Origin of the sequence: Citrobacter sp. MNAZ 1397 (assembly GCF_023613995.1) — a bacterium.
Taxonomy (GTDB): Bacteria; Pseudomonadota; Gammaproteobacteria; order Enterobacterales; family Enterobacteriaceae; genus Phytobacter; species Phytobacter ursingii.
This window is the reverse complement of sequence record NZ_JAKIVH010000006.1, coordinates 74,317-93,688: the sequence shown is the minus strand read 5'-3', so window position 1 is coordinate 93,688 and position 19,372 is coordinate 74,317. Positions and strand designations below refer to the sequence as shown.

General features: G+C 53.7%; 24 protein-coding genes. 14 read left to right on the top strand and 10 right to left on the bottom strand.

Features of this window, described 5'->3' with window-relative positions; translation table 11 throughout:
* Positions 1 to 116 precede the first annotated feature (116 nt).
* Positions 117 to 329 (top strand): YdgH/BhsA/McbA-like domain containing protein, encoded by a 213-nt coding sequence (locus L2097_RS22800; protein WP_047372403.1) that lies wholly within the window; start codon positions 117 to 119, stop codon positions 327 to 329.
* Between the two features lie 49 nt (positions 330 to 378).
* On the opposite strand, the gene L2097_RS22795 is transcribed toward L2097_RS22800, so the two are convergent.
* Together L2097_RS22795 and L2097_RS22790 are read right to left on the bottom strand one after the other, a co-directional pair.
* Complete coding sequence (locus L2097_RS22795; protein WP_250353733.1) at positions 379 to 882, bottom strand: YgjV family protein; 504 nt, start codon at positions 880 to 882, stop codon at positions 379 to 381.
* A 56-nt stretch (positions 883 to 938) separates the two neighbouring features.
* Positions 939 to 1,460: a Crp/Fnr family transcriptional regulator gene (locus L2097_RS22790; protein ID WP_250353732.1), complete on the bottom strand. Its 522-nt coding sequence runs from the start codon at positions 1,458 to 1,460 to the stop codon at positions 939 to 941.
* 140 nt (positions 1,461 to 1,600) lie between these two features.
* Here L2097_RS22790 and L2097_RS22785 point away from each other — a divergent pair, with 140 nt between their 5' ends.
* From L2097_RS22785 to L2097_RS22750, 8 genes are all read left to right on the top strand, one after another.
* A complete protein-coding gene (locus L2097_RS22785; protein ID WP_047372401.1) occupies positions 1,601 to 1,813 on the top strand; it encodes a YdgH/BhsA/McbA-like domain containing protein in 213 nt (70 codons plus the stop codon).
* 416 nt (positions 1,814 to 2,229) lie between these two features.
* The gene (locus L2097_RS22780) at positions 2,230 to 3,210 is read left to right on the top strand and encodes a 6-phosphofructokinase (protein ID WP_047372400.1); all 981 of its coding nucleotides are present in this window, start codon (positions 2,230 to 2,232) and stop codon (positions 3,208 to 3,210) included.
* A gap of 10 nt (positions 3,211 to 3,220) precedes the next feature.
* Positions 3,221 to 3,535, top strand: a complete 315-nt coding sequence (locus L2097_RS22775; protein ID WP_047372399.1) for a PTS sugar transporter subunit IIB — start codon at positions 3,221 to 3,223, stop codon at positions 3,533 to 3,535.
* Positions 3,528 to 4,895: a PTS sugar transporter subunit IIC gene (locus tag L2097_RS22770; RefSeq protein WP_047372398.1), complete on the top strand. Its 1,368-nt coding sequence runs from the start codon at positions 3,528 to 3,530 to the stop codon at positions 4,893 to 4,895. Before L2097_RS22775 ends, L2097_RS22770 begins: the two co-directional genes overlap by 8 nt.
* On the top strand, positions 4,882 to 5,724 hold the full coding sequence (locus L2097_RS22765; RefSeq protein ID WP_047372397.1) for a class II fructose-bisphosphate aldolase: 843 nt from the start codon (positions 4,882 to 4,884) through the stop codon (positions 5,722 to 5,724). Before L2097_RS22770 ends, L2097_RS22765 begins: the two co-directional genes overlap by 14 nt.
* 70 nt (positions 5,725 to 5,794) lie before the next feature.
* A complete protein-coding gene (locus L2097_RS22760) occupies positions 5,795 to 6,064 on the top strand; it encodes a hypothetical protein (protein ID WP_047372396.1) in 270 nt (89 codons plus the stop codon).
* Positions 6,065 to 6,073: 9 nt separating this feature from the next.
* The gene (locus L2097_RS22755) at positions 6,074 to 6,511 is read left to right on the top strand and encodes a PTS sugar transporter subunit IIA (RefSeq protein WP_047372395.1); all 438 of its coding nucleotides are present in this window, start codon (positions 6,074 to 6,076) and stop codon (positions 6,509 to 6,511) included.
* Positions 6,508 to 7,065 (top strand): P-loop nucleotide/nucleoside kinase family protein, encoded by a 558-nt coding sequence (locus L2097_RS22750; RefSeq protein WP_250353731.1) that lies wholly within the window; start codon positions 6,508 to 6,510, stop codon positions 7,063 to 7,065. The genes L2097_RS22755 and L2097_RS22750 overlap by 4 nt, the downstream gene beginning before the upstream one ends.
* A 15-nt stretch (positions 7,066 to 7,080) precedes the next feature.
* Here the strand turns inward: L2097_RS22750 and L2097_RS22745 are convergent, their stop codons facing one another.
* Entirely contained in the window at positions 7,081 to 7,392 is a 312-nt protein-coding gene (locus L2097_RS22745; RefSeq protein WP_250353747.1) for an AzlD domain-containing protein, read from the bottom strand.
* A gap of 11 nt (positions 7,393 to 7,403) precedes the next feature.
* Positions 7,404 to 8,066 (bottom strand): AzlC family ABC transporter permease, encoded by a 663-nt coding sequence (locus L2097_RS22740; RefSeq protein WP_250353730.1) that lies wholly within the window; start codon positions 8,064 to 8,066, stop codon positions 7,404 to 7,406.
* 104 nt (positions 8,067 to 8,170) lie between these two features.
* On the opposite strand from L2097_RS22740, the gene L2097_RS22735 reads away from it, so the two are divergent.
* The 5 genes from L2097_RS22735 to L2097_RS22715 all read left to right on the top strand — a co-directional run bounded on the left by L2097_RS22735 (position 8,171) and on the right by L2097_RS22715 (position 12,866).
* Positions 8,171 to 8,719, top strand: a complete 549-nt coding sequence (locus tag L2097_RS22735) for a helix-turn-helix domain-containing protein (protein WP_047372392.1) — start codon at positions 8,171 to 8,173, stop codon at positions 8,717 to 8,719.
* Between the two features lie 215 nt (positions 8,720 to 8,934).
* Positions 8,935 to 10,149: a PfkB family carbohydrate kinase gene (locus tag L2097_RS22730; RefSeq protein ID WP_085006119.1), complete on the top strand. Its 1,215-nt coding sequence runs from the start codon at positions 8,935 to 8,937 to the stop codon at positions 10,147 to 10,149.
* Positions 10,150 to 10,164: 15 nt separating this feature from the next.
* Positions 10,165 to 11,088, top strand: coding sequence for a dihydrodipicolinate synthase family protein (locus L2097_RS22725; RefSeq protein ID WP_250353729.1), 924 nt, complete (start codon positions 10,165 to 10,167; stop codon positions 11,086 to 11,088).
* Between the two features lie 15 nt (positions 11,089 to 11,103).
* Positions 11,104 to 11,595 (top strand): NanQ anomerase/TabA/YiaL family protein, encoded by a 492-nt coding sequence (locus L2097_RS22720; protein WP_085006117.1) that lies wholly within the window; start codon positions 11,104 to 11,106, stop codon positions 11,593 to 11,595.
* Positions 11,592 to 12,866, top strand: coding sequence for an MFS transporter (locus L2097_RS22715; RefSeq protein WP_047372388.1), 1,275 nt, complete (start codon positions 11,592 to 11,594; stop codon positions 12,864 to 12,866). Before L2097_RS22720 ends, L2097_RS22715 begins: the two co-directional genes overlap by 4 nt.
* A 155-nt stretch (positions 12,867 to 13,021) precedes the next feature.
* Here L2097_RS22715 and rhaM read toward each other — a convergent pair whose 3' ends face one another.
* The 6 genes from rhaM to rhaS all read right to left on the bottom strand — a co-directional run bounded on the left by rhaM (position 13,022) and on the right by rhaS (position 19,244).
* A complete protein-coding gene (rhaM, locus tag L2097_RS22710; protein ID WP_047372387.1) occupies positions 13,022 to 13,336 on the bottom strand; it encodes an L-rhamnose mutarotase in 315 nt (104 codons plus the stop codon).
* Complete coding sequence (gene fucO, locus L2097_RS22705) at positions 13,333 to 14,481, bottom strand: lactaldehyde reductase (RefSeq protein WP_250353728.1); 1,149 nt, start codon at positions 14,479 to 14,481, stop codon at positions 13,333 to 13,335. Before fucO ends, rhaM begins: the two co-directional genes overlap by 4 nt.
* 158 nt (positions 14,482 to 14,639) lie before the next feature.
* Positions 14,640 to 15,644 carry an ABC transporter permease gene (locus L2097_RS22700; protein WP_250353727.1) on the bottom strand — a complete coding sequence of 335 codons (1,005 nt, stop codon included), beginning with the start codon at positions 15,642 to 15,644 and terminating at the stop codon, positions 14,640 to 14,642.
* Positions 15,641 to 16,645, bottom strand: a complete 1,005-nt coding sequence (locus L2097_RS22695) for an ABC transporter permease (protein ID WP_085006115.1) — start codon at positions 16,643 to 16,645, stop codon at positions 15,641 to 15,643. The genes L2097_RS22700 and L2097_RS22695 overlap by 4 nt, the downstream gene beginning before the upstream one ends.
* Complete coding sequence (locus L2097_RS22690) at positions 16,645 to 18,156, bottom strand: sugar ABC transporter ATP-binding protein (RefSeq protein WP_250353726.1); 1,512 nt, start codon at positions 18,154 to 18,156, stop codon at positions 16,645 to 16,647. Before L2097_RS22690 ends, L2097_RS22695 begins: the two co-directional genes overlap by 1 nt.
* Positions 18,157 to 18,257: 101 nt before the next feature.
* Entirely contained in the window at positions 18,258 to 19,244 is a 987-nt protein-coding gene (gene rhaS, locus L2097_RS22685; protein WP_047372382.1) for a rhamnose ABC transporter substrate-binding protein, read from the bottom strand.
* Positions 19,245 to 19,372 lie beyond the last annotated feature (128 nt).

The following is a 19,372-nucleotide window of genomic DNA, read 5'->3' as shown; positions in this document are numbered from 1 at the left end:
TTTTTTGAATATTGAGAGCAAATTCTTCCGCTTTTTGTTGGTGAGGTTCAGGTCTACTATTTACTTCATCGAGGCACAACGCCTCATCTCAACAAACATTCAGAAGGGTTTATATCATGAAAAGCATCAAAACTTTTGTCGCAGTTATCGCTCTGGCTTCTTCTTTCGGTTCTTTCGCTGCACAGACAGTGACCGCCACCGCCTCCACAATGGACGGTGCAGAAGCGAAAATCGCCGCGCAGGCTCAGCAGGCGGGTGCCTCTTCTTACCACATCACCGAAGCTTTCACCGGTGACCGCGTGCACATGACCGCAGAACTGACCAAATAAGCGTAACACTGTCGAAAGAGCGCCTGCGGGCGCTTTTTTCGTTTCTGAATTACCCGGCTACCGCCGCTCCTCGTTTTAATCGCCAGTACGACACCAGCGTACTCAGCATAAACGTGCCTTCCATGACGATCGCCATCGGCGAGCCCGCCAGAATATTATTGATAAGCCAGCACAGGCTGCCGCTCACGGTAATCAGTCGTAATCCCGTCGCCGTTGACTGAAAGGCGGCAACCGTCATGAGCAAGCTGCCCGCCAGCGGGAAGATATCCGTTGCGTGCTGCCAGGTCAGCACGCTGCATAACACCGACGCGCAAAGAAATCCCCCTTTCACACGCTGGCTGGTGGTAACGGTCGCCAGAAGATATCGGCAGGCTGCCAGCGCCATCAGTCCGCAGGCGCTGACTTCACCGAGCAGCCAGAAATGGAGCGCCAGCAGGCTGGTAGAGCAGGCGAGTGTCTGTAGAGAGCGCTGGCGACGGACAAACTGAAAGGCTAGCACATCCAGGCCAAACGACAGGCCCGCCAGAATTTGTGAGAGGAAAAATGGTGTCATCGCATCGCCCGCAGCAGAAAAGGGGAGCAGCATAAGAAGGGTGGGCGTGTCGGTCGTTAACCTTTGTTAAGACGCCCGCGAATTCGCGACAAACTCACCGGGGAGATACCGATGTAGCTGGCAAGATCTTTTTGCGTGAGTTGCTGCTCCCAGTCCGGAAAATGGGTCTGCACGTATTGCCAGCGCTGTTCGGGATTATTGAGCAAAAACATCTGCTCTTTCTTTTCCTTGTAAACCACCTGCTGACTGAGCAGCGCCAGCCGCGCGGCGAGGTGTTCGGGTTTATCAAGCAAGCGCAGCGGGATTTCACAAAGCCTGCCAGGGGTGAGCATTTGCAGGCTGTAATCCGCCAGCGAACCGGTGAGCCAGCTCAGGTAGAGAAAACAGCACTCTCCGGCGAAGTAGAACTCTTTCACTCTTTCGTGGCCCTGTGCCGAGTGATACACCGCCCGGGCCGTCCCCTCCTGCAACCAAAACACGCTACGCTGGGGCTCACCTTGCCGTTGCAGAATATCCATCGCCGACACGCTACGCGTGCGCCCAAATTGCTGCAGGGCGGTGAGCCAGTCTGGGGTCATTTTTTACTCTCTTTGTGATTCAAATAATTTGAAAAATAAATGCAAATCATTCCGCTGTTTGTTGATGAGGTTAAGGGCTATTATTTCTTCCATCGAGGCACAGCGCCTCATCTCAACAAACATTCAGAAGGGTTTATATCATGAAAAGCATCAAAACTTTTGTCGCAGTTGTCGCTCTGGCTTCTTCTTTCGGTTCTTTCGCTGCGCAGACCGTCACCGCAACTGACTCTACACTGTCCGGTGCAGAAGCGAAAATTGCCGCTCAGGCGCAACAGGCTGGCGCGTCTTCATACCAGATTACCGAAGCTTTCACCGGTAACCAGGTCCATATGACTGCTGAACTGACCAAATAAGTTTTCCCGCATTGCCGCTGTCCCTGGCTCTTCGGAGCGGGGACAGGTTCTTTTTTTTCCCCGGTTTACTCTCTCCCTCTTCTGAATTACCTCCCCATATGCCTCTTTTACGCTAAAAAATGCGGCTACAATCACAAAATTACTCTCTGTCGAAACACCGTAACGACGATTTTATTTCCCCATTACCTCCCCGCTCTTATTTTTTTATAACCCAATGATTGAAAAGAAATTAATAAAAATACTGTGAGTTGAATCCTACTGGATTTATGTGATTTTTATCACAAATAATGAGTTGTTAATATCTCTGTCAATGGCTGGTGGTAACAAAATTATCCGTAAAATGTGACTTTCATTGCAAATATGCCCCTTGAAGTCAGGGAAAAATATTCGCACAGGCAGCCAGTGGGGAATTCGCGATGAAAATCGGTGTAGTCATTAGCGGTGGTGATGTATCGGGAATAAATAATTTTATTTTTCAAATCGCTAGACTGACGCAGGCAGAAATTACCCTGTTCAACGGAGGGATACCTGGTTTACTTGAAAAGAAACACAATGAAATTGACTGGCGGGATTTAGTGGATTTTTCCATTGCCTCTATCCCTATTATTACCTCTGGTCGCACAACCCGTAAATTAGTGCGAAGTGAATACGAAACGATTGCGAAAAAATTAAAATCGTTGCGAATTGATGTGCTGGTTATGGCGGGTGGTGACGGATCGCTGCAATTTTTGAATACGCTCAGTGAGTTTGATGTGAATTGTTTTGGCGTCGGCATGACGATTGATAATGATGTGTATGGCAGCGATTATTCGATTGGCTTTTCTACCGCTTGCGAACAAATTATCAAAGAAGTTTCCCGACTCAGAAATACCGGCCGGGCGTTACCCGGTCGTGTATTTATGGTGGAAGTCTTGGGTGGTTACTGTGGCGAGTTGACGCTGCAATCGGCGATCAAAAGCAATGCGGATATTGCTCTTATTCCGGAATGCCAGATCCCCATTGATGAGTTATCTCAACGTATTAAAGACCGCCTTGCCAGCCAGAACAGTGTGGTGATCCTGTGTTCCGAAGGTTACACCAGAGAGTATACGCCCGGTTTTCAGGGTGCTATCGACACCATGATCAAGCAGCTTGAACCACGGATTGGTGTGCGTATTCGTAAAACAATTATTGGCTATGGTCTACGTAACGGTGACCCCACCTGTGAAGAAATTTATCAGGGCACCATTATGGCCAGTGAAGTCGTACGTTGTATTCAATCTGGCATGAAGAATAAAGCCATTATTATCAATTCCAGTAATAAACCTATTCCGATTGATCTTGTTAGTATGAAAAAACGTCTGGTAGATACAGAAGGACATCCCTACAAACTGGCCAAACAACTCAATATTATTTGAGGAGATTTACATGCTTAAAGTTCTCTGCGTATGTGGCTGCGGCCTCGGCTCCAGCTTTGCGATCGAAATGAGCGCGAAAGCGGTGCTGAAAAAATTAGAAATTCCGGCAAAAGTTGAACACACGACAGTTTCAGAAGCCGGTGCATTTAAATCCGATATGATTTTGACACAAAAAGTCTTTGCCGACATTTTAACGGCAGATGCCAGTGAAGAAGAAATCAAACGAGTCGTTGTGCTTAATAAATTAACCGATAAAGAAGAGATCGAACAAAAAATTATCGCGTTCTTAAAACTGCATAACATGAAGGTAACTGACCATGAATAGCTTTGTTGAGTTTATCGTCAAGGATTTACTCGGGCAGGCATCGATATTAATTGCTTTTATTGCCATGCTCGGTTTGATCTTACAAAAGAAATCGCCGGGAAAAATTGCCGAAGGAACCTTTAAAACGCTGCTCGGTTTTTTAATCATGATGGCCGGTATCAATATTATCGTTGCCACCCTGACTTTCCTGAACGATATCTTCACCCACGGTTTTGGCATGAAAGGCTACATCACGGACGTTGCCGCCATCGCCGGGCTGGCAAACCGTGAACTGGGTTCCGAAGTGGCGCTGACGCTGATGGTGATTTTTGCGGTTAACATCATCATTGCCCGCCTGACGCCACTGAAATACATCTTCCTCACCGGGCAGGCGCTGTTGTGGATGGCGACCATCGGGGCGGTTATTGGTTATAAATCAGGTCTGACCGGGCTACCGCTGATCCTTACGGGCGGTATTTTTGGCGGCGCGATGGCGGTACTGATGCCTGCGCTGGCGCAACCGGTGGTCCGACGCATTACCGGTTCCGATGACGTGGCGCTGGGGCACTTCTGTACCATTGGCTACCTGGTCCAGGCGGCTGTCGCAAAAGTCGTGGGTAAAGGCTCCCGCTCTACGGAAGACCTGCAACTGCCGGACAACTTCAAATTCCTGCAGGATACCTATCTTGCCATGGCGGTGGTGATGGTGCCGATGTACCTCATCCCGGCAGTGGCGGCGGGCCCGGAATATATCAGCCAGTTCTCCCATGGCGTGAATTTTCTGATGTACGCCTTTATGCAGTCCATTCAGTTTGTCGCTGGGGTGTTCGTCCTTTATAGCGGCGTGCGTCTGCTGTTGAACGAACTGGTGCCTGCTTTCCGGGGGATCGCCATGCGCATCGTCCCGGACGCTAAACCGGCGCTCGATTGCCCGGTTCTGTTCCCCTACGCCCCGAATGCGGTCATCGTCGGCTTCCTGGCCACCACCGTCGGTTCGATTATCGGCATGCTGGTCTTCCCGATGTTTGGTCTGGCGATGATTCTGCCTGGCCTGCTGACTAACTTTTTTGCGGGCGGCACGGCAGGTGTCTTTGGTAACGCGTTGGGTGGGCGTCGTGGCGCGGTCATCGGTGGCGTTGTCCACGGCCTGTTTATCACCTTCCTCCCGGCCATCCTGGTGCCGATGCTGGAAAGTTACGGCTTTACCGGGGTGACGTTCAGTGACTCCGATGTCATCAGCTCTGGCCTGGTTCTGGGGCATGCCTTCCAGAATAACTGGCTGTTTGTCGGTCTGTTTATTGTCTTTGTTGCGTTCCTTGCCTGGTTTGTTAATGGCAAATCAGTAAAACCAAAAGGGGAGAAAGTCCATGAGTCTGCATAATTTCACTGCGCTGTTAGAAATAGCCAAAGCGCGTCAATTTAAAGCTGTCGGATCGTTTAATTTACATTGTCTGGAAATGTTGCCCGCTTTTTTTAAAGCGGCAAAGCAAACTAACAGCCCATTAATGATTCAGATATCAACCGGAACGGCGCACTATCTGGGATATCAATTACTGGTTGATTCTGTGCGCTCATTATCGGCAAGCGAAAATGTGCCTACTTGTTTGCATTTAGATCACTGCTCGGATATTAACGCCATTCAGACTGCGATCGATGCCGGATTTAGCTCAATTATGTACGACGGTTCGCATCTGGATATTGATGAGAATATTGCTAATACCCGTATTGTGGTGGAGATGGCGCGTCCACGCGGTATTTCGGTTGAAGCCGAACTGGGCGCGATTGGCGGTTCGGAAGACGGTAAGGCCGTGGCCGAAGAGGACATTTGCTTTACCACCGTGGAAGATGCGAAACGTTTTGTCGAGGAAACCCACGTGGACATGCTGGCGGTATCGGTCGGCACGGTACACGGGCTGTATACCGGTAAGGCGCAGATCCAGCATCAGCGTTTACAGGAGATAAGCGCCGCCACCGGCACGCCGCTGGTGCTGCATGGCGGAACCGGCGTCAGTGATGAGGATATGCGCAAGGCCGTGACCGAAGGGATCAATAAAGTGAATGTCGGCACGGAGATGAATGTGCAGTGGGTTGGCCAGTGCAAATCGACCTTTGAAAAAGGGAAGGTGAATGATAGCGTGCGTAAATTCCTGATCCCTGCCAACGATGCCGTCACCCAGGTGCTGGTCGAGAAAATGAATTTATTTAAATAATCCTGCATTACCACGTTAATTTTATTCCATAACCCTGGTGCTCCGGCACCCGTCGGGGCGGGAGTGAGTCATGTTTGAATCATTGAAGTCGTTGTGGAAAAAAGACGATACGGCGGTGGAAGAATATGACAGACAGGCTGAATTGCTGGCTGTCGATATTAAAACACTGGAAGGTAAACTGGTGGAGGACCCGCGAAATAGCGATGTGCAAAAACAATTAATGTTGCTGTATAACCGGGCATTAAATGTCTTTGCTAAAAGTAAACTGCATCGCCATGAAGTGGATTCTCTCTTTATTCGTATCGATGAATTGCGCAATATTATTCGGCGTAATATTTAGGGAGAACGGATGACGATTAAAGATCTTCTTATCGAAGCGGATGCGATTCAGGTTGGCGTAACGGAAAAGGACTGGAGGCAGGTGATCAGGCTCGCCGCCCGGCCTCTGATTAAGGGGGGCTATCTGGAGGCTCGCTATGGCGAAGCGGTGATCGACAGTACGCTGGAGCATGGTGCCTATTATGTGTTTGATGAGGGCATCGCCATGCCGCATGCCCGCCCGGAGTGCGGCGTGAAGCGCGACTGTTTTAGTCTGGTGTTATTGCAGGAACCGATACGCTTTGGCGAAAGTGAAGCGGCGGATATCGTCATTATGTTCGGGGCTCGCAACAGTAATGCGCATATTGAAGAAGGTATTCGCGCCATTGTTCATCTGCTGGATAACGATGACACGCTGGCGGCGCTGCGGGCGGCACGGACAAGGGAGGAGGTGGTGGCGCTGTTATGACTACGCAAATGAAAACGGTCGTGCTGGTCAACGGTGTACCAGCATCCGGGAAAACCACGGTGACACACCAACTGTCGGAACGGTTTTCGCTACCCATTCTGACCATCGACGGCATCAAAGAGCCGTTTATGGCGCAGTTTAGCGAAATAGACCGGGCCTTTAACCGTAAGCTGGGCTGCGCGGCTTATGACGTCATCTGGTCGATTATTCGCCATGCGCCAGCAGGTTGCCCGTTTCTCGTCGATGCCTGGTTTGGTTTTCAGCCGAAGGAGAAGCTGGTTGACTACCTGGAAAAGGCCGGGGTGACGCGGATTCTCGAAGTCTGGAATGCGGTTACCCCTGACGTCGCCGTCGCGCGGTATGCAAGGCGCCTTGGCGAACGACGGGTTGGCCACCCTGGCGAGGAGTATCTGCCGGAGCTGGCGGTGCTTGCCGCCAACGCCGAACCAATGGCGCTTGGCCCGGTGTTTCGCTTTGAACAGGGAAGTGAAGAGAGCTACACCCGTCTGTTTAGCTGGCTGGATGCGCATTTGCTGCAGCAAAAAAAGGGATAGCGCCTGCGGGCGCTATTATGCCACCCCGGCCAGGCGTAACAGCGCGGTGACCACGGCGGCGGAGAGGATCACTACGATGAGCGGCATCTTGCGCCAGGCGAGAAACAGGGCAAACATCACCCCCAGCACGCGGGCCATGCCGGCGAAATGTTCACCTTCATACAGCGTTGCCGCCAGTGCCACGGAGAAGAGTAAGGTGGTCGCCGCATCAGACAACAGCGCCTGAGAGCGTTCTGTCAGCGCCAGTTTGTTGCCGAGCTTTGCGCCGCCAAAGCGCATCAGCCAGGTCCCCACCGACAGCACTGCAATACCGATCATGACCAGCATGGTATTCGCCACTATTTCTTCCTCATCAGCAGCCCAGATAAAGAGAGCAGTACCGGCAGGCCCACGGGCGTAAAAGGCACGGCGGCAAGGGACAGAACGGCGCCGCTGGCGGCGCGAATCAGCGTGGTTTTCTTTTTCAGTGCGGGTAGCACTAACGCCAGCAAAATAGCCGGGAAGACGGCATCCAGGCCGATGGTTTCCGGGGCAGGCAGCAGTTTTCCGACCCCCGCGCCAACAACGACGCCAAGCGGCCAGAGCAGGGCGATACCCAGTCCACATAGCCAATAGGCGGCTTTACGTTGTTCCGGTGTCGGTTGCGCCAGGCCAAACACGACGCTTTCATCGTTCATAATGTGGCAGCCGAAGAAGCTTGCCGTACGCGTGCCCACCAGCTCGCGCACCGTAACGCCAAAGGGCAAATGGCGGGCATTCACCAGCAACCCGGCGACGGCAGCCGCCAGCGGATTGCCGCCGCTGGCGACAATGCCAATGAACATGAATTCGGAGGCGCCCGCCAGCACCAGCGTGGACAGGGCGAGCGGCACCCACAGCGGAAAACCGTAGGCCATTGCCAGTGAACCGTAGGAGACGCCGACGACCCCAACCGCCAGACACACCAGCAATATGGCTTTGATCGTATCGCTTGTCAGGCTTGAGAAGTGTTGTTTGAACATACAATTTTCAGCTATATCGAACGAGTTTCCATTATAATGAACATATCAGAATCGTTTTTCAAGGTGAACGATTCGTTCATTTTATAGAACACTGGAGTCGTATCATGACACAGCCAATTTGCATGATCGCCAAAAGTCTGGTGCGAGAACGCCTGCGAACCGGACTTTCACTGGCGGAAATTGCCCGCCGTGCCGGTATCGCGAAATCCACGCTTTCCCAGCTTGAGGCCGGAAATGGCAACCCCAGCATTGAGACCCTGTGGTCTTTGTGCGTAGCGCTGGACATCCCTTTTGCCCGTCTGCTGGAGCCGCAGGCCGTCAGAACACAGGTCATTCGGCGTGGCGAAGGCACGAAGGTGGTTGCCGAACTGGCCCACTACCAGGCGACGCTGCTCGCGACTTGCCCGCCGGGCGCGCGGCGTGACATCTATTTTCTGGATGCTCAACCTGGCGCTGATCGTATTTCTCAGCCGCATCCACCGGGTTCAGTTGAGCATATTATTGTGACACGTGGACGTGCGATGGTCGGGCTCATGGAAGCCCCGGAAGAGTTAAACGAAGGCGACTACATCTGCTACCCGGCGGATCTGCCGCATATTTTCAAAGCGCTGGCGCCGGATACTCAGGCGATTTTAGTCGCGGAGCAGAATTAAATATGCCTGCGTGTCATGCTGACACGCAGGTGATTTATAGTCTGTATCACTATATTCACGCCTCCTGATATTCAGAATTACGTCAATAAATCTTCTACACCACGTTTTATCCTGCCATTTTTGTTTGGTTCCGTTTTGCCTGTAAACATGAGATTGATATCACTCTTCCAGCAGTATGCGATTCGTATACTTCAATTGTGATTTCGGGGCTAATTATGTTTCTTGAAGAACGAAGACATCTTATTTGGCAATATTTAAATAAACATGAGCGTGGCACGGTTAATTATTTTTCTGCCTGTCATGGCGTATCTAAAGAAACGATACGTAGTGATTTAAATATTTTAGCAGAAATGGGGTTGGTACAACGTTGCCACGGCGGTGCGATTATTTTGCGGCGAAGTCTGCAATCGGAATTGATCTCTGAAACCGGCCGTGGATTTGAAGTTTTACTCCAGCCGATAGCCCACAGAAAACCACAGAACGATCATCAACAAAAAGGAAAAGTTATGCAGGGTAAGGTCTGTGTTTTTGGTTCATTCAATGTGGACATTGTCGCGCGGGTAGAACGTTTTCCGCGCGGGGGCGAGTCACTGCTGGCGCTGGCAAGCAGTCTCGGGCCTGGCGGTAAAGGCGCAAACCAGGCCACCGCTGCAAGTAAAGCCGGCGCGAAAGTTCATTTCGCCGCGAAAGTGGGAAAAGACCAGTTTAGCCAGCTTGCCGCAGATCATTTGAACGCGTCCGAAATCCACTCTTATACCTTATATCAGTCTGATAGTGAGCCTACGGGTAATGCAATTATTTATGTGTCTCAGGAAAATGGTGAGAATATGATTGCCATTTATTCCGGAGCAAATAAAACCATTACCCATAGTGAAGTGCAGGCCATTGCCTCTGAATTGTCTTCATCCGATGTTTTATTGGTACAGCTTGAGAATAACCTTGATGCTATTGTGGCATTAATTGAAATGGCTCACGGATTAGGGAAAACCGTCATCCTTAATCCTGCACCGTGTTCAGACGAAATAATTCCATGTTTGCCCTTTGTCGATGTAATTACCCCCAATGAAACCGAAGCCTCTTTATTATCCGGGGTTGATGTTCGTGACCTGGATACTGCAAAAGAGGCCGCGCTCATTATTGCTGATATGGGTGCTAAGAAAGTGCTCATTACCATGGGTTCGCGTGGCGCATTGTTGCTCGATAACAAGCAATTTAGCCATATCCGCGCATTCCCGGCAGTCACGGTCGATACCACCGGCGCCGGGGATGCATTTAATGGCGCGCTGGCGGCTTCTCTCGCTGCCGGAAACAGCCTGGTTCAGGCCGCAACCTGGGCCTCTGCATTTGCCTCTCTCGCTGTAGAGCTGGAGGGGGCATCCAATATGCCTGACTTCGAACAGGCAACAGCACGACTCCGTACTCACAACTAATTCAGGACGAAAAAAATGAAAACCATTAACGGTATTGTTCCGGTCATGTTGACCCCTTTCACCGCCGATGAACAGATTGATTACCCGGCGCTGGCAAAACTGATCGACTGGTATCTGGAGAAAGGCGTCGACGCGCTGTTTGCGGTTTGCCAGTCGAGTGAAATGCAGTTCCTTTCCTTGCAAGAGCGCGTAGAACTTGCCCGCTTTGTGGTACAGCACGTTGATGGGCGTATTCCGGTGATCGCCTCCGGTCATATCAGCGATGATATCGCCGCGCAAAAAGAAGAGTTGTTGGCGATGGCGCAGACCAACATTGATGCGCTGGTGATGGTCACTAACCATCTGGATCCGCGCAACGAGGGGAGCGAGACCTTTTTTGCCACTCTGAATACGCTGCTTGATACCCTGCCAAAAGAACTGCCTCTGGGGCTGTATGAATGCCCGGCGCCGTATCGTCGTCTGCTGACGGATGATGAGTTTAGTTGGTGCGCCAGCAGCGGTCGTTTTGTGGTGTTGAAAGATGTGAGCTGCGACCTGCCGACCGTCGAACGTCGCGTCAAACTGGCGCAGGGCACGCCGTTGAATGTCATTAACGCCAACGCCGCTATCGCCTGGCCAGCGATTCTGGCGGGTTCACAGGGGTTCAGCGGCGTGTTCACTAACTTCCATCCAGAACTGTATAGCTGGCTGTGGCATCACGGTAAAACACAGCGCGAGCTTGCCGACGAACTGGCGATTTTCCTCTCTCTGGGCGCCGTGACTGAAACCCTGGGTTATCCCAAAAACGCCAAAATTTACCACCAGCGTCTGGGTACCTTTGACGATGTGACCTGCCGGGTAAACAAAGATGATGTGCTGACGAAATTCTGGGGGCTGACGATGATCCTCGATCAAATCCGTGCCGGCACTGAGCTGTGGCAGACGCGCCTTGCGCGCTAATGCGGAGAGACTGTCATGATTGTGACCAGCCTTCAGACCTGGCCTACCCAGGCCAGCGCGTATCATCCGGTCTTTCGCCGGGCGCTGGCGTTTATCGCGCAACATGATTTTCGGCATGAGAAGCCGGGGAAAATCGACATTATTCCGGGAAAACTTTTCTGCCTGTTGCAGGAGATGGACAGTGTGCCATTCAGTGATGCACGCCCGGAATCACACCGCCAGTTTATCGATATTCAGTACCTCATTTCCGGCCATGAAGTGATGGGAGTGAGTTCGGTGAGCTGCGGTAAACATCGCGTCGTGGAAGACCGTACGCCAGAACAGGACATTCTGTTCTGGCAGGTTAATGAGGATGAAAACCCGGTGACGCTGACCCCTGGTATGTTTGCCATTTTTTTCCCTGATGACATCCACCGCCCGTGCGCTCACCAGCCTGGCGATGCGCCATGCCATCTGCGCAAAGCGGTTATCAAAATTCACCGTGAACTTCTGGAGGAAACGGTATGAGTACTGTGCAATCTCCCGCTGAATCCGTTGTTAAGGCACCTGAACTTTCACGTCGCCGCTGGGGCATCATCCTTATTCTGCTGCTGGCTGCAGTGGTGAACTATCTGGATCGCGCTAACCTGAGTATCGCCAACACAACGATTTCACAAGAGTTTGGTTTTTCTGCCACCCAAATGGGACTGCTGCTCTCTGCGTTTTTATGGCCATACGCGCTGGCGAACCTGCCTGCCGGGTGGTTGGTTGACCGCTTTGGCCCGAAAAAGATGTTTACCGGCGCGCTGGGGATGTGGTCTGCAGTGACCTTCCTGATGGGGTTTGTTAACACTTACAGTTTCTTCTATGGCCTGCGTATGCTGCTGGGGATTGCGGAATCACCGTTCTTCACCTCCGGCATTAAAATTACCCAGAGCTGGTTCTCGGAAAAAGAGCGTGGTCTGCCTACTTCTATCATCAACACCGGTTCGCAAATTGCGAATGCGATTGCACCGCCACTGCTGACCATACTGCTGCTGTGGGTGGGCTGGCGAGGCATGTTTATCGCCGTTGGGTTGTTAGGTCTGCCGTTGATTCTGGCCTGGCTTAAGTTCTATCGCGATCCTGATGCACGTGAAGCGATGCAGATCCACACCGGCCAGGTGACTACCGCCGCGTCGGACGAACCAAAAGGGAACTGGGGCACGTTATTTCGCAACAAGACGACCTGGTGCATGATTGCCGGTAACTTCTGCATTATGTTCACCATTTGGGTCTACCTGACCTGGTTGCCGGGATACCTGGAAAAATCCCTTGGCTTTAGCCTGAAACAAACCGGCCTGATTGCCTCAGTACCTTTCTTCGCCGGGATTCTCGGGGTGTTATGTGGTGGTACGCTGTCTGACCGCCTGGTGCGTCGGGGTGTTTCAGCGGTGACGGCGCGTAAGGTGCCAATTGTATTAGGTGCCGGGATGGCAGCCTGCTTCGTAATGCCGATTCCGTTCGTAAGCGATACTACAACCGCGATTACGCTGCTGACGCTGGGCTATTTCTGTTCGCAGATGCCTTCAGGGGTTATCTGGACGCTGGCGACCGATATGGCGCCGAAAGGGCAGGTGGCTTCGTTAGGGGCTATCCAGAACTTTGGTGGTTTCCTCGGGGCCGCGCTGGCGCCGATCGTCACCGGTATCATTCTGGATGTGACTGGTCAGTTCACCAATGTGTTTATTCTGGGTGGCTGCCTGTTATTTATGGGCGCCTGTTTCTACGGCTTCTTTGTGCGTAAACCGATCCGTTAATCACGGCTGATACCGTAAAAATAAGAAGCCCGACGGACAACCGCCGGGCTTTTTTATTCGCTTGACCCGTCCTGAACGCGTTTGCCGGATGGCGGCGCAGGCGCCTTATCCGGCCTACAAAATAATAGCTCCCCTTGCGGGGAGCTATTTCGTTTTTACGCCAGGTAAAACACTTCTTTGAGCTCTGCGCTCACCGGGCTGTTGTCCGGGTTGGCGGGCATCACATCGCGCATGTGCTTCCACCAGCGCTGGCAGACGTCGGTGTTGGCCACCGCGTTCCAGCGCTCTTCGGACTCAATGTCTACCGTCGCGAACAACAGGTTGCGCGCTTTATCGAGATAAATCGCGTAATGGTGTGCACCATGCGCTTTCAGCACCGCTTCCAGCTCGGGCCAGATAGGGTTATGGCGACGTTCATACTCTTCGTGTGCATCGGGGTTTACCTGCATCACAAAGGCCTTGCGGATCATAAGGCCTCCAGGTAGAGTTCGCGGACTTCATCGCGGCTTGCGGTGCGCGGGTTGCACGGCGCACAGGGATCCGCCAGCGCTTTGTCCAGCCAGCCTTCAATATCCTCTTTAGTGACGCCCAGCTTACTGAAACCAGATGGAATACCCACACGCGCGCTCAGATCGCGAATCGCCTGAATGGCCGCCATGCTCGCGGCTTCGTCGCTCATGCCACGGGTATCAACGCCCATCGCCTGCGCCACGCGAGCAAAACGTGCTACGGCGTTGGGGCGGTTAAAGTTTTCGATGATCGGCAGCAGGATGGCGTTGCAGACGCCGTGCGGCAGGTTGTGAGTCGCACCCGGCTGGTGGGCGAGAGCGTGGACCAGGCCAAGACCGGCGCTGTTGAATGCCATACCCGCCAGGTACTGACCAAAGGCCATCTGCTCGCGTGCCTCCAGGTTATGACCATCGTCCACTGCTTTCGGTAACCACAGGTTGATCAGGCGAATGGCTTCCAGCGCGTTGGCGTCGGTTAGCGGGTGAGCGCCCACGGAGACGAAGGCTTCGACCGCGTGGGTCAGGGCGTCCATGCCGGTTGCGGCGGTGACGGAAGCCGGGATTTCCAGCATCACGCTGGCATCGTCCACGGCAATATCCGGGATGATGTTCGGGTCGATAATGACTTCTTTGACCTGACGAGCGCTGTCGATAATCACGGCGTTACTGGTCATCTCCGCGGCGGTCCCGGCGGTGGTGTTAATCGCCACCAGCGGCACACCTGCATTTTTCACTTTGCCGACGCCAGAATAGGCGGTGGAGGGGCCTGGGTTGGCGGTGAGGATTTTCACCGCTTTTGCGGTGTCGATCGGGCTGCCGCCGCCGAAGGCGATAACGTAATCGCAGCCCGCGGCTTTGTAGGCCGCATAGCCTTTTTGCACCAGTTCTTCGGTCGGGTTCGGGAAGACGTCATCGAACAGGTGATAGGCCATCTGGTGCGTTTTCAGCGCCGCAAACAGGCTATCGAGCAGGCCGAGTTTGACCAGTTGCCCGTCGGTGACAATCAGCGCTTTACCCCACTGTTTGCCAGCGACCAGGTTGACCATATCACCGATTGCGCCCGCGCCATGCAGGCTGATTTTGGGAAGGGCTAACATAAAGCTCATAATCTATCTCCATAATTGCTGTGATTTTTGTCCGGCGGCGAAACTCCATGTCGTCGGAAGTATTCTGTACCCCTCACCCCGGCCCTCTCCTCTGGGAGAAGAAGGGGAAGGCCGCACCGAGCAGTCCCCTCTCCCTGTGGGAGAGGGTTAGGGGTAAATTAAATCCTTCTGCGCTGCATCACCCGGCGGTAGATAATCGGCAGGGAAATCACCACGATCAGCATCGCGCCGACGATAATCGACATCACAATCCCCGGTACGTTGAGCAGGCTCAGACCAAAGGTCACCAGCCCCATCAGGAAGGCGGCAATCACCACGCCCACCATGCTGCCGGAACCGCCAAGGATATTGACGCCACCCAGCACCGCCATCGTCACCACCGCCAGTTCCCAGCCCATCGCAATCGTCGGGCGCGTACTGCCTAAACGGGATGTCAGCAATACTGACGCCAGGCCCGCCATCAGTCCCACCAGCGCAAACAGAATCAGGTTGTGGCGTTTCACGTTAATGCCGGAGTACCACGCGCCGGTTGGGTTATTGCCGATGGCGTAAGTGCGGCGACCAAAGTTGGTGCGGTGTAAGACAAAGGCGAAGACGGCGGCAAGCACAATAAACAGCGCAAACTCGAAGGACAGCGCGCCGAAGACATAGCCCTGACCAAACCAGGCGAAGCTCTCCGGATACGCATTAAGCGCCTGATCGCCGAGCAGGATGTACGTGATGCCGCGGTACAGACTCATGGTCCCGATGGTGATAACGATGGACGAGAGGTTAAAACGCGTCACCAGGAAGCCATTGAACAAGCCGCACAGCAGCCCCATGCCCAGTCCCACACAGACCAGCAGTGCGGTGTCCATACCTGCGGCGGCGCAAAAGCCCATGACCGTTGAGCTCAGCGCCATCGTGGAGGCCACCGACAGGTCAATTTCACGGGCAATAATCAACATCGCCATTGGCAATACGATGATCGCTTTTTCCGTGAAGTTGAAGGTTGCGTCGGACAGGTTCCAGATATTGAGGAAATAGGGTGACGCCAGGGCGTTCACGATAAACACCGCGAGGGTCACCGCCAGCAAAAAGCCTTCCCAGCACATCAGACGCTGCCAGAATGGAGTAGCGGAGGGAGCGCTTTTCATGGCGTCGGAAGTCAGCATTTTGGTCATGATTTCACCGCCTGTTTTTGTCGTGCCAGGGCTGCATCGCGCAGGATTAAACGTCCTTTGCGCTTGTTACCGCGTTCATTAAGCAGAACCGCAATGACAATGACCGAGCCGGAAATCGCCATCTGCCAGAAGGGGGAAATACCGATGACTGGCAGCGCGTTATTGATCACGCCAAGGAACAGCGCGCCCAACAAACATCCCAGCACCCGGCCTGTTCCGCCCATGGTACTGATGCCGCCAATGACACAGGCTGCCACGACCTGCAGTTCAAAACCGTTCGCCACATCGACATACGCCACCGCGAAGCGGGAAATCCATAAATAACCGCAGAAACCCGCCAACGCCCCGGAGAGGCAAAAGCTGACGAACTGCATTTTTCCGGCGTTGATCCCGGTGTAATACGCCGCCGTGGCGTTGCCGCCTGCGGTATACAGGGCACGGCCGGTACGGCTGTAACGCAGGAAGTAACCCACCACAAATAACGCGGCGATGGCGCACCAGCTTAGTAATGGCAAACCGAGCAGTGACGAGCGCGGCAGACCGAGAAAATCGGCGCTCATCTGGTGGGAGTTAATCCAGCCACCGTCGGAGAGCAGGAAGATGATGCCGCGATAGATGCTCATCGTGCCGAGGGTGACCACAATCGCCGGAATGCCCATCTTCCACACCAGCAGGCCGTTGATGATGCCCATCACCAGCCCGAGCGCGGTGGCCAGAATCAGCAGCGCCCAGACCGGGATGTCCGGATGGTGGAAGTTGAGCAGCGCGACGATCATCCCGGTCAGCGCGAGATTGGCCGCCATCGACAAATCAATGCCTTTGGTCAGCAGCACCATCATCTGCCCGAGGGCGAGAATGATAAGAATGGCGGTGTCGTTAAACATCTCCACCAGGTTGCCGGGGCCGATAAATGACGGCACGCGGCTGCCGATGGCTAGCACCATCAGCACGATAACGCCGCCCAGCAGGGCTTCGCGGTGTTTAAGGAGTTGTTGCCACATTATGCTGCCTCCTTACCGGCGCCGCTGGCGGCGCTGACGATGGTTTCCGCCGTGGCTTCACCGGCCTGATATTCAGCGACCATCAGCCCTTCGTGCATCACGATGATGCGGTCGGCCATGCCCATCACTTCCGGCAGTTCGGACGACACCATGATCACTGCCAGTCCGTGTGAAACCAGTTCAGACATAAACTGGTGCACTGCCGCTTTCGAGCCGATATCAATGCCTTTGGTCGGTTCATCGAGGATGATCACGTCCGGGTGGGTAGCGAGCCATTTGCCGATCACCACCTTCTGCTGGTTACCGCCGGAGAGGGTTTCCACCGCCTGCTTCCAGCTAAAGGCTTTCACCTGCAGCCGTTTGGCGTACTCGTCCGCCAGTGCCCACTCTTTGGCGTCGTTGAGCACGCCGTTCGGGTTGAGTTTGCCAAGCTGCGGCAGGCTGATGTTCTGGGCGATGGGGAGTTCGATAATCGCCCCTTGTTTTTGCCGCTCTTCTGGCACGCAGACAATCCCGGCGTGGATGGCATCGGCGGGCTGTTTGAAATGGACCGCTTTGCCGTTGAGGACTATCTCACCGGAAGAGGGGCGCGAAACGCCGGACAGCGCCTGCATCAGTTCGGTACGCCCGGCGCCCACCAGACCGTAGAAGCCGAGGATCTCCCCTTTACGCAAAGAGAAGTCGATATGGGCAAATTCGGTCGGGTGGCAGAGGTCTTTCACTTCCAGCACCGTGTCGCCCATTTCGCAGGCAACTTTCGGGTAGGTCTGGGTAATGGCGCGACCGACCATCATGGCGACCATGCGTTCTTCGGTAATGTCCTGCATGGCACCGGAACCGATCCACACGCCGTCGCGCAGAATGGTGTAGTGGTCTGCCAGTTCGAAGATTTCATCAAACTTGTGCGAGATAAACAGAATGGCTTTGCCCTCTTGTTTTAAACGCTCAACAATTTGATAAAACTCCAGAATCTCGTGCTGTGAGAGGGCCGCAGTGGGTTCGTCGAGAATCACCACCTGCGCTTCAAACGACAGCGCGCGGGCAATCGCCACCATATGACGCTGAGCGATGCTCAGGGTTTTCAGCGTGGCGCGCGGGTCAATCTGCACTTCCAGGCGGGTCAGAATATCCCGTGCCTTCTGGTGCATGGCGGGCCAGTCGAGCTTTTTCAGCAGGCCTTTGTACAGGTACTGACCGACGAAAATATTCTCCGTGACGGACAATTCGTCAAACAGCACGGTTTCCTGGTGTATGGCGGTGATCCCCACCTTGTGCGCAGATTCCGGGGTCGGAAGCTGAATGGGAATAGCTTTGTAGAGAATTTCGCCCTCTTCAGGCTGGTAAATACCGGTCATAACTTTGACCAGCGTGGACTTGCCCGCGCCATTTTCACCGATAAGGGCGGTGACTTTGCCGGGCCAGAGGTCGAGCTGTACGTTCTCAAGGGCACGGACACCAGGGAAAACCTTGGTGATACCTTTGAGCGACAGCAGGGGTGTGGATGCCGTCATGATGTTCTCCAAATATCGCCTCTCCCCTCGGCAGCGGGTTAAAGTGAGGGCGGCCTGATGCCCTCACCCCGACCCTCTCCCACCGGGAGAGGGAGAAGGGATTAGAAAATTTTCGAGAACTTATCAATGTTGCTGGCGTCGTAGACGAACGGCTCTGCCATTGCGCCATTGCCGTCAGCATCCAGTTTCACCTTGCCGAGTTTGCCCATATTGGCCTCGGTTTTCGTCGCTGTCCCTTTCACTAAATCATCCGCCAGGTAGGTCGCGGCGTAACCCAGATCGATCGGGTTCCAGATGGCGAAGCTTTTCGTCGCCCCGGATTTCACGGCACCCGCCATTTCAGACGGCAAACCCAGGCCGGTGACGTAAACTTTGCCGATTTTGCCCTGGTCTTTCACCGCCTGCGCGGCGGCCACGATACCCACCGAGGACGGAGAGACGATCACTTTCAGATCGGGGTACGATTTCAGCAGACCCACCGCTTCGCGGTAGCTCTTATCAGACAGATCGTCGCCATAGGCAACGGTCACCAGATTGACGGAGGGGTACTTCGGCAGCACCTTTTTCATCTCTTCAATCCAGATATTCTGATTGGTAGAGGTTGGGGTGGCGCTCAGAATGGCCACATCGCCTTTCTCAACGTTCAGCGCTTTTAATGCGTCGACGGCCAGCTTGACGTTGGTTTCGCCAATCAGGGCATTATTGGACGGGTTCAGATGTATCTGACGACCCGCTTTCGCCACGCCGGAGTCCCAGGAGACCACTTTGATGCCGCGCTGCATGGCTTTTTTCAGTACCGGAACCACGGCATCGGGATCGTTCGCGGAAATCGCGATCGCATCCACACCCTGAGCGATCAGGCCGTTAAGCACTTCGATCTGTGCTTCTGCGGTGGTAGTGGTTGGGCCGGTATAGATGACTTTGACATCGCCTAACTCTTTGGCGGCTTCCTGCGCGCCGGTGTTTGCTGCTTCAAAAAAACCATTTCCCAATGATTTCGCCACGAGAGCGATTTTGACTTCTGCTAATGCGGAACCGGACAACGCCAGGGCGGCAACGGTGAGGATCAAGCTTGTCTTTATTTTCATTGCTTTTACTCCACTGAGTTAGTTTCCCGTCGTCTTTCACATTGCAGGTGCGTTGGCGTTCTCGCAAACCCCAGTCACTTACTCCTGTAAGCTCCTGGGGATTCGCTGCGCCGCCGCCTTCCTGCACC

Coding starts and splice junctions, on each gene's coding strand:
- L2097_RS22720 (WP_085006117.1), top strand. CDS start 11,104: ATGATTGTGACCAGCCTTCAGACCTGGCCTACCCAGGCCAGCGCGTAT.
- L2097_RS22730 (WP_085006119.1), top strand. CDS start 8,935: ATGTTTCTTGAAGAACGAAGACATCTTATTTGGCAATATTTAAATAAA.
- L2097_RS22755 (WP_047372395.1), top strand. CDS start 6,074: ATGACGATTAAAGATCTTCTTATCGAAGCGGATGCGATTCAGGTTGGC.
- L2097_RS22765 (WP_047372397.1), top strand. CDS start 4,882: ATGAGTCTGCATAATTTCACTGCGCTGTTAGAAATAGCCAAAGCGCGT.
- L2097_RS22790 (WP_250353732.1), bottom strand. CDS start 1,460: ATGACCCCAGACTGGCTCACCGCCCTGCAGCAATTTGGGCGCACGCGT.
- L2097_RS22775 (WP_047372399.1), top strand. CDS start 3,221: ATGCTTAAAGTTCTCTGCGTATGTGGCTGCGGCCTCGGCTCCAGCTTT.
- L2097_RS22740 (WP_250353730.1), bottom strand. CDS start 8,066: ATGTTCAAACAACACTTCTCAAGCCTGACAAGCGATACGATCAAAGCC.
- L2097_RS22690 (WP_250353726.1), bottom strand. CDS start 18,156: ATGACGGCATCCACACCCCTGCTGTCGCTCAAAGGTATCACCAAGGTT.
- L2097_RS22695 (WP_085006115.1), bottom strand. CDS start 16,645: ATGTGGCAACAACTCCTTAAACACCGCGAAGCCCTGCTGGGCGGCGTT.
- L2097_RS22785 (WP_047372401.1), top strand. CDS start 1,601: ATGAAAAGCATCAAAACTTTTGTCGCAGTTGTCGCTCTGGCTTCTTCT.
- L2097_RS22770 (WP_047372398.1), top strand. CDS start 3,528: ATGAATAGCTTTGTTGAGTTTATCGTCAAGGATTTACTCGGGCAGGCA.
- L2097_RS22800 (WP_047372403.1), top strand. CDS start 117: ATGAAAAGCATCAAAACTTTTGTCGCAGTTATCGCTCTGGCTTCTTCT.
- rhaS (WP_047372382.1), bottom strand. CDS start 19,244: ATGAAAATAAAGACAAGCTTGATCCTCACCGTTGCCGCCCTGGCGTTG.
- L2097_RS22735 (WP_047372392.1), top strand. CDS start 8,171: ATGACACAGCCAATTTGCATGATCGCCAAAAGTCTGGTGCGAGAACGC.
- fucO (WP_250353728.1), bottom strand. CDS start 14,481: ATGAGCTTTATGTTAGCCCTTCCCAAAATCAGCCTGCATGGCGCGGGC.
- L2097_RS22760 (WP_047372396.1), top strand. CDS start 5,795: ATGTTTGAATCATTGAAGTCGTTGTGGAAAAAAGACGATACGGCGGTG.
- L2097_RS22750 (WP_250353731.1), top strand. CDS start 6,508: ATGACTACGCAAATGAAAACGGTCGTGCTGGTCAACGGTGTACCAGCA.
- L2097_RS22725 (WP_250353729.1), top strand. CDS start 10,165: ATGAAAACCATTAACGGTATTGTTCCGGTCATGTTGACCCCTTTCACC.
- L2097_RS22780 (WP_047372400.1), top strand. CDS start 2,230: ATGAAAATCGGTGTAGTCATTAGCGGTGGTGATGTATCGGGAATAAAT.
- rhaM (WP_047372387.1), bottom strand. CDS start 13,336: ATGATCCGCAAGGCCTTTGTGATGCAGGTAAACCCCGATGCACACGAA.
- L2097_RS22700 (WP_250353727.1), bottom strand. CDS start 15,644: ATGACCAAAATGCTGACTTCCGACGCCATGAAAAGCGCTCCCTCCGCT.
- L2097_RS22715 (WP_047372388.1), top strand. CDS start 11,592: ATGAGTACTGTGCAATCTCCCGCTGAATCCGTTGTTAAGGCACCTGAA.
- L2097_RS22745 (WP_250353747.1), bottom strand. CDS start 7,392: ATGCTGGTCATGATCGGTATTGCAGTGCTGTCGGTGGGGACCTGGCTG.
- L2097_RS22795 (WP_250353733.1), bottom strand. CDS start 882: ATGACACCATTTTTCCTCTCACAAATTCTGGCGGGCCTGTCGTTTGGC.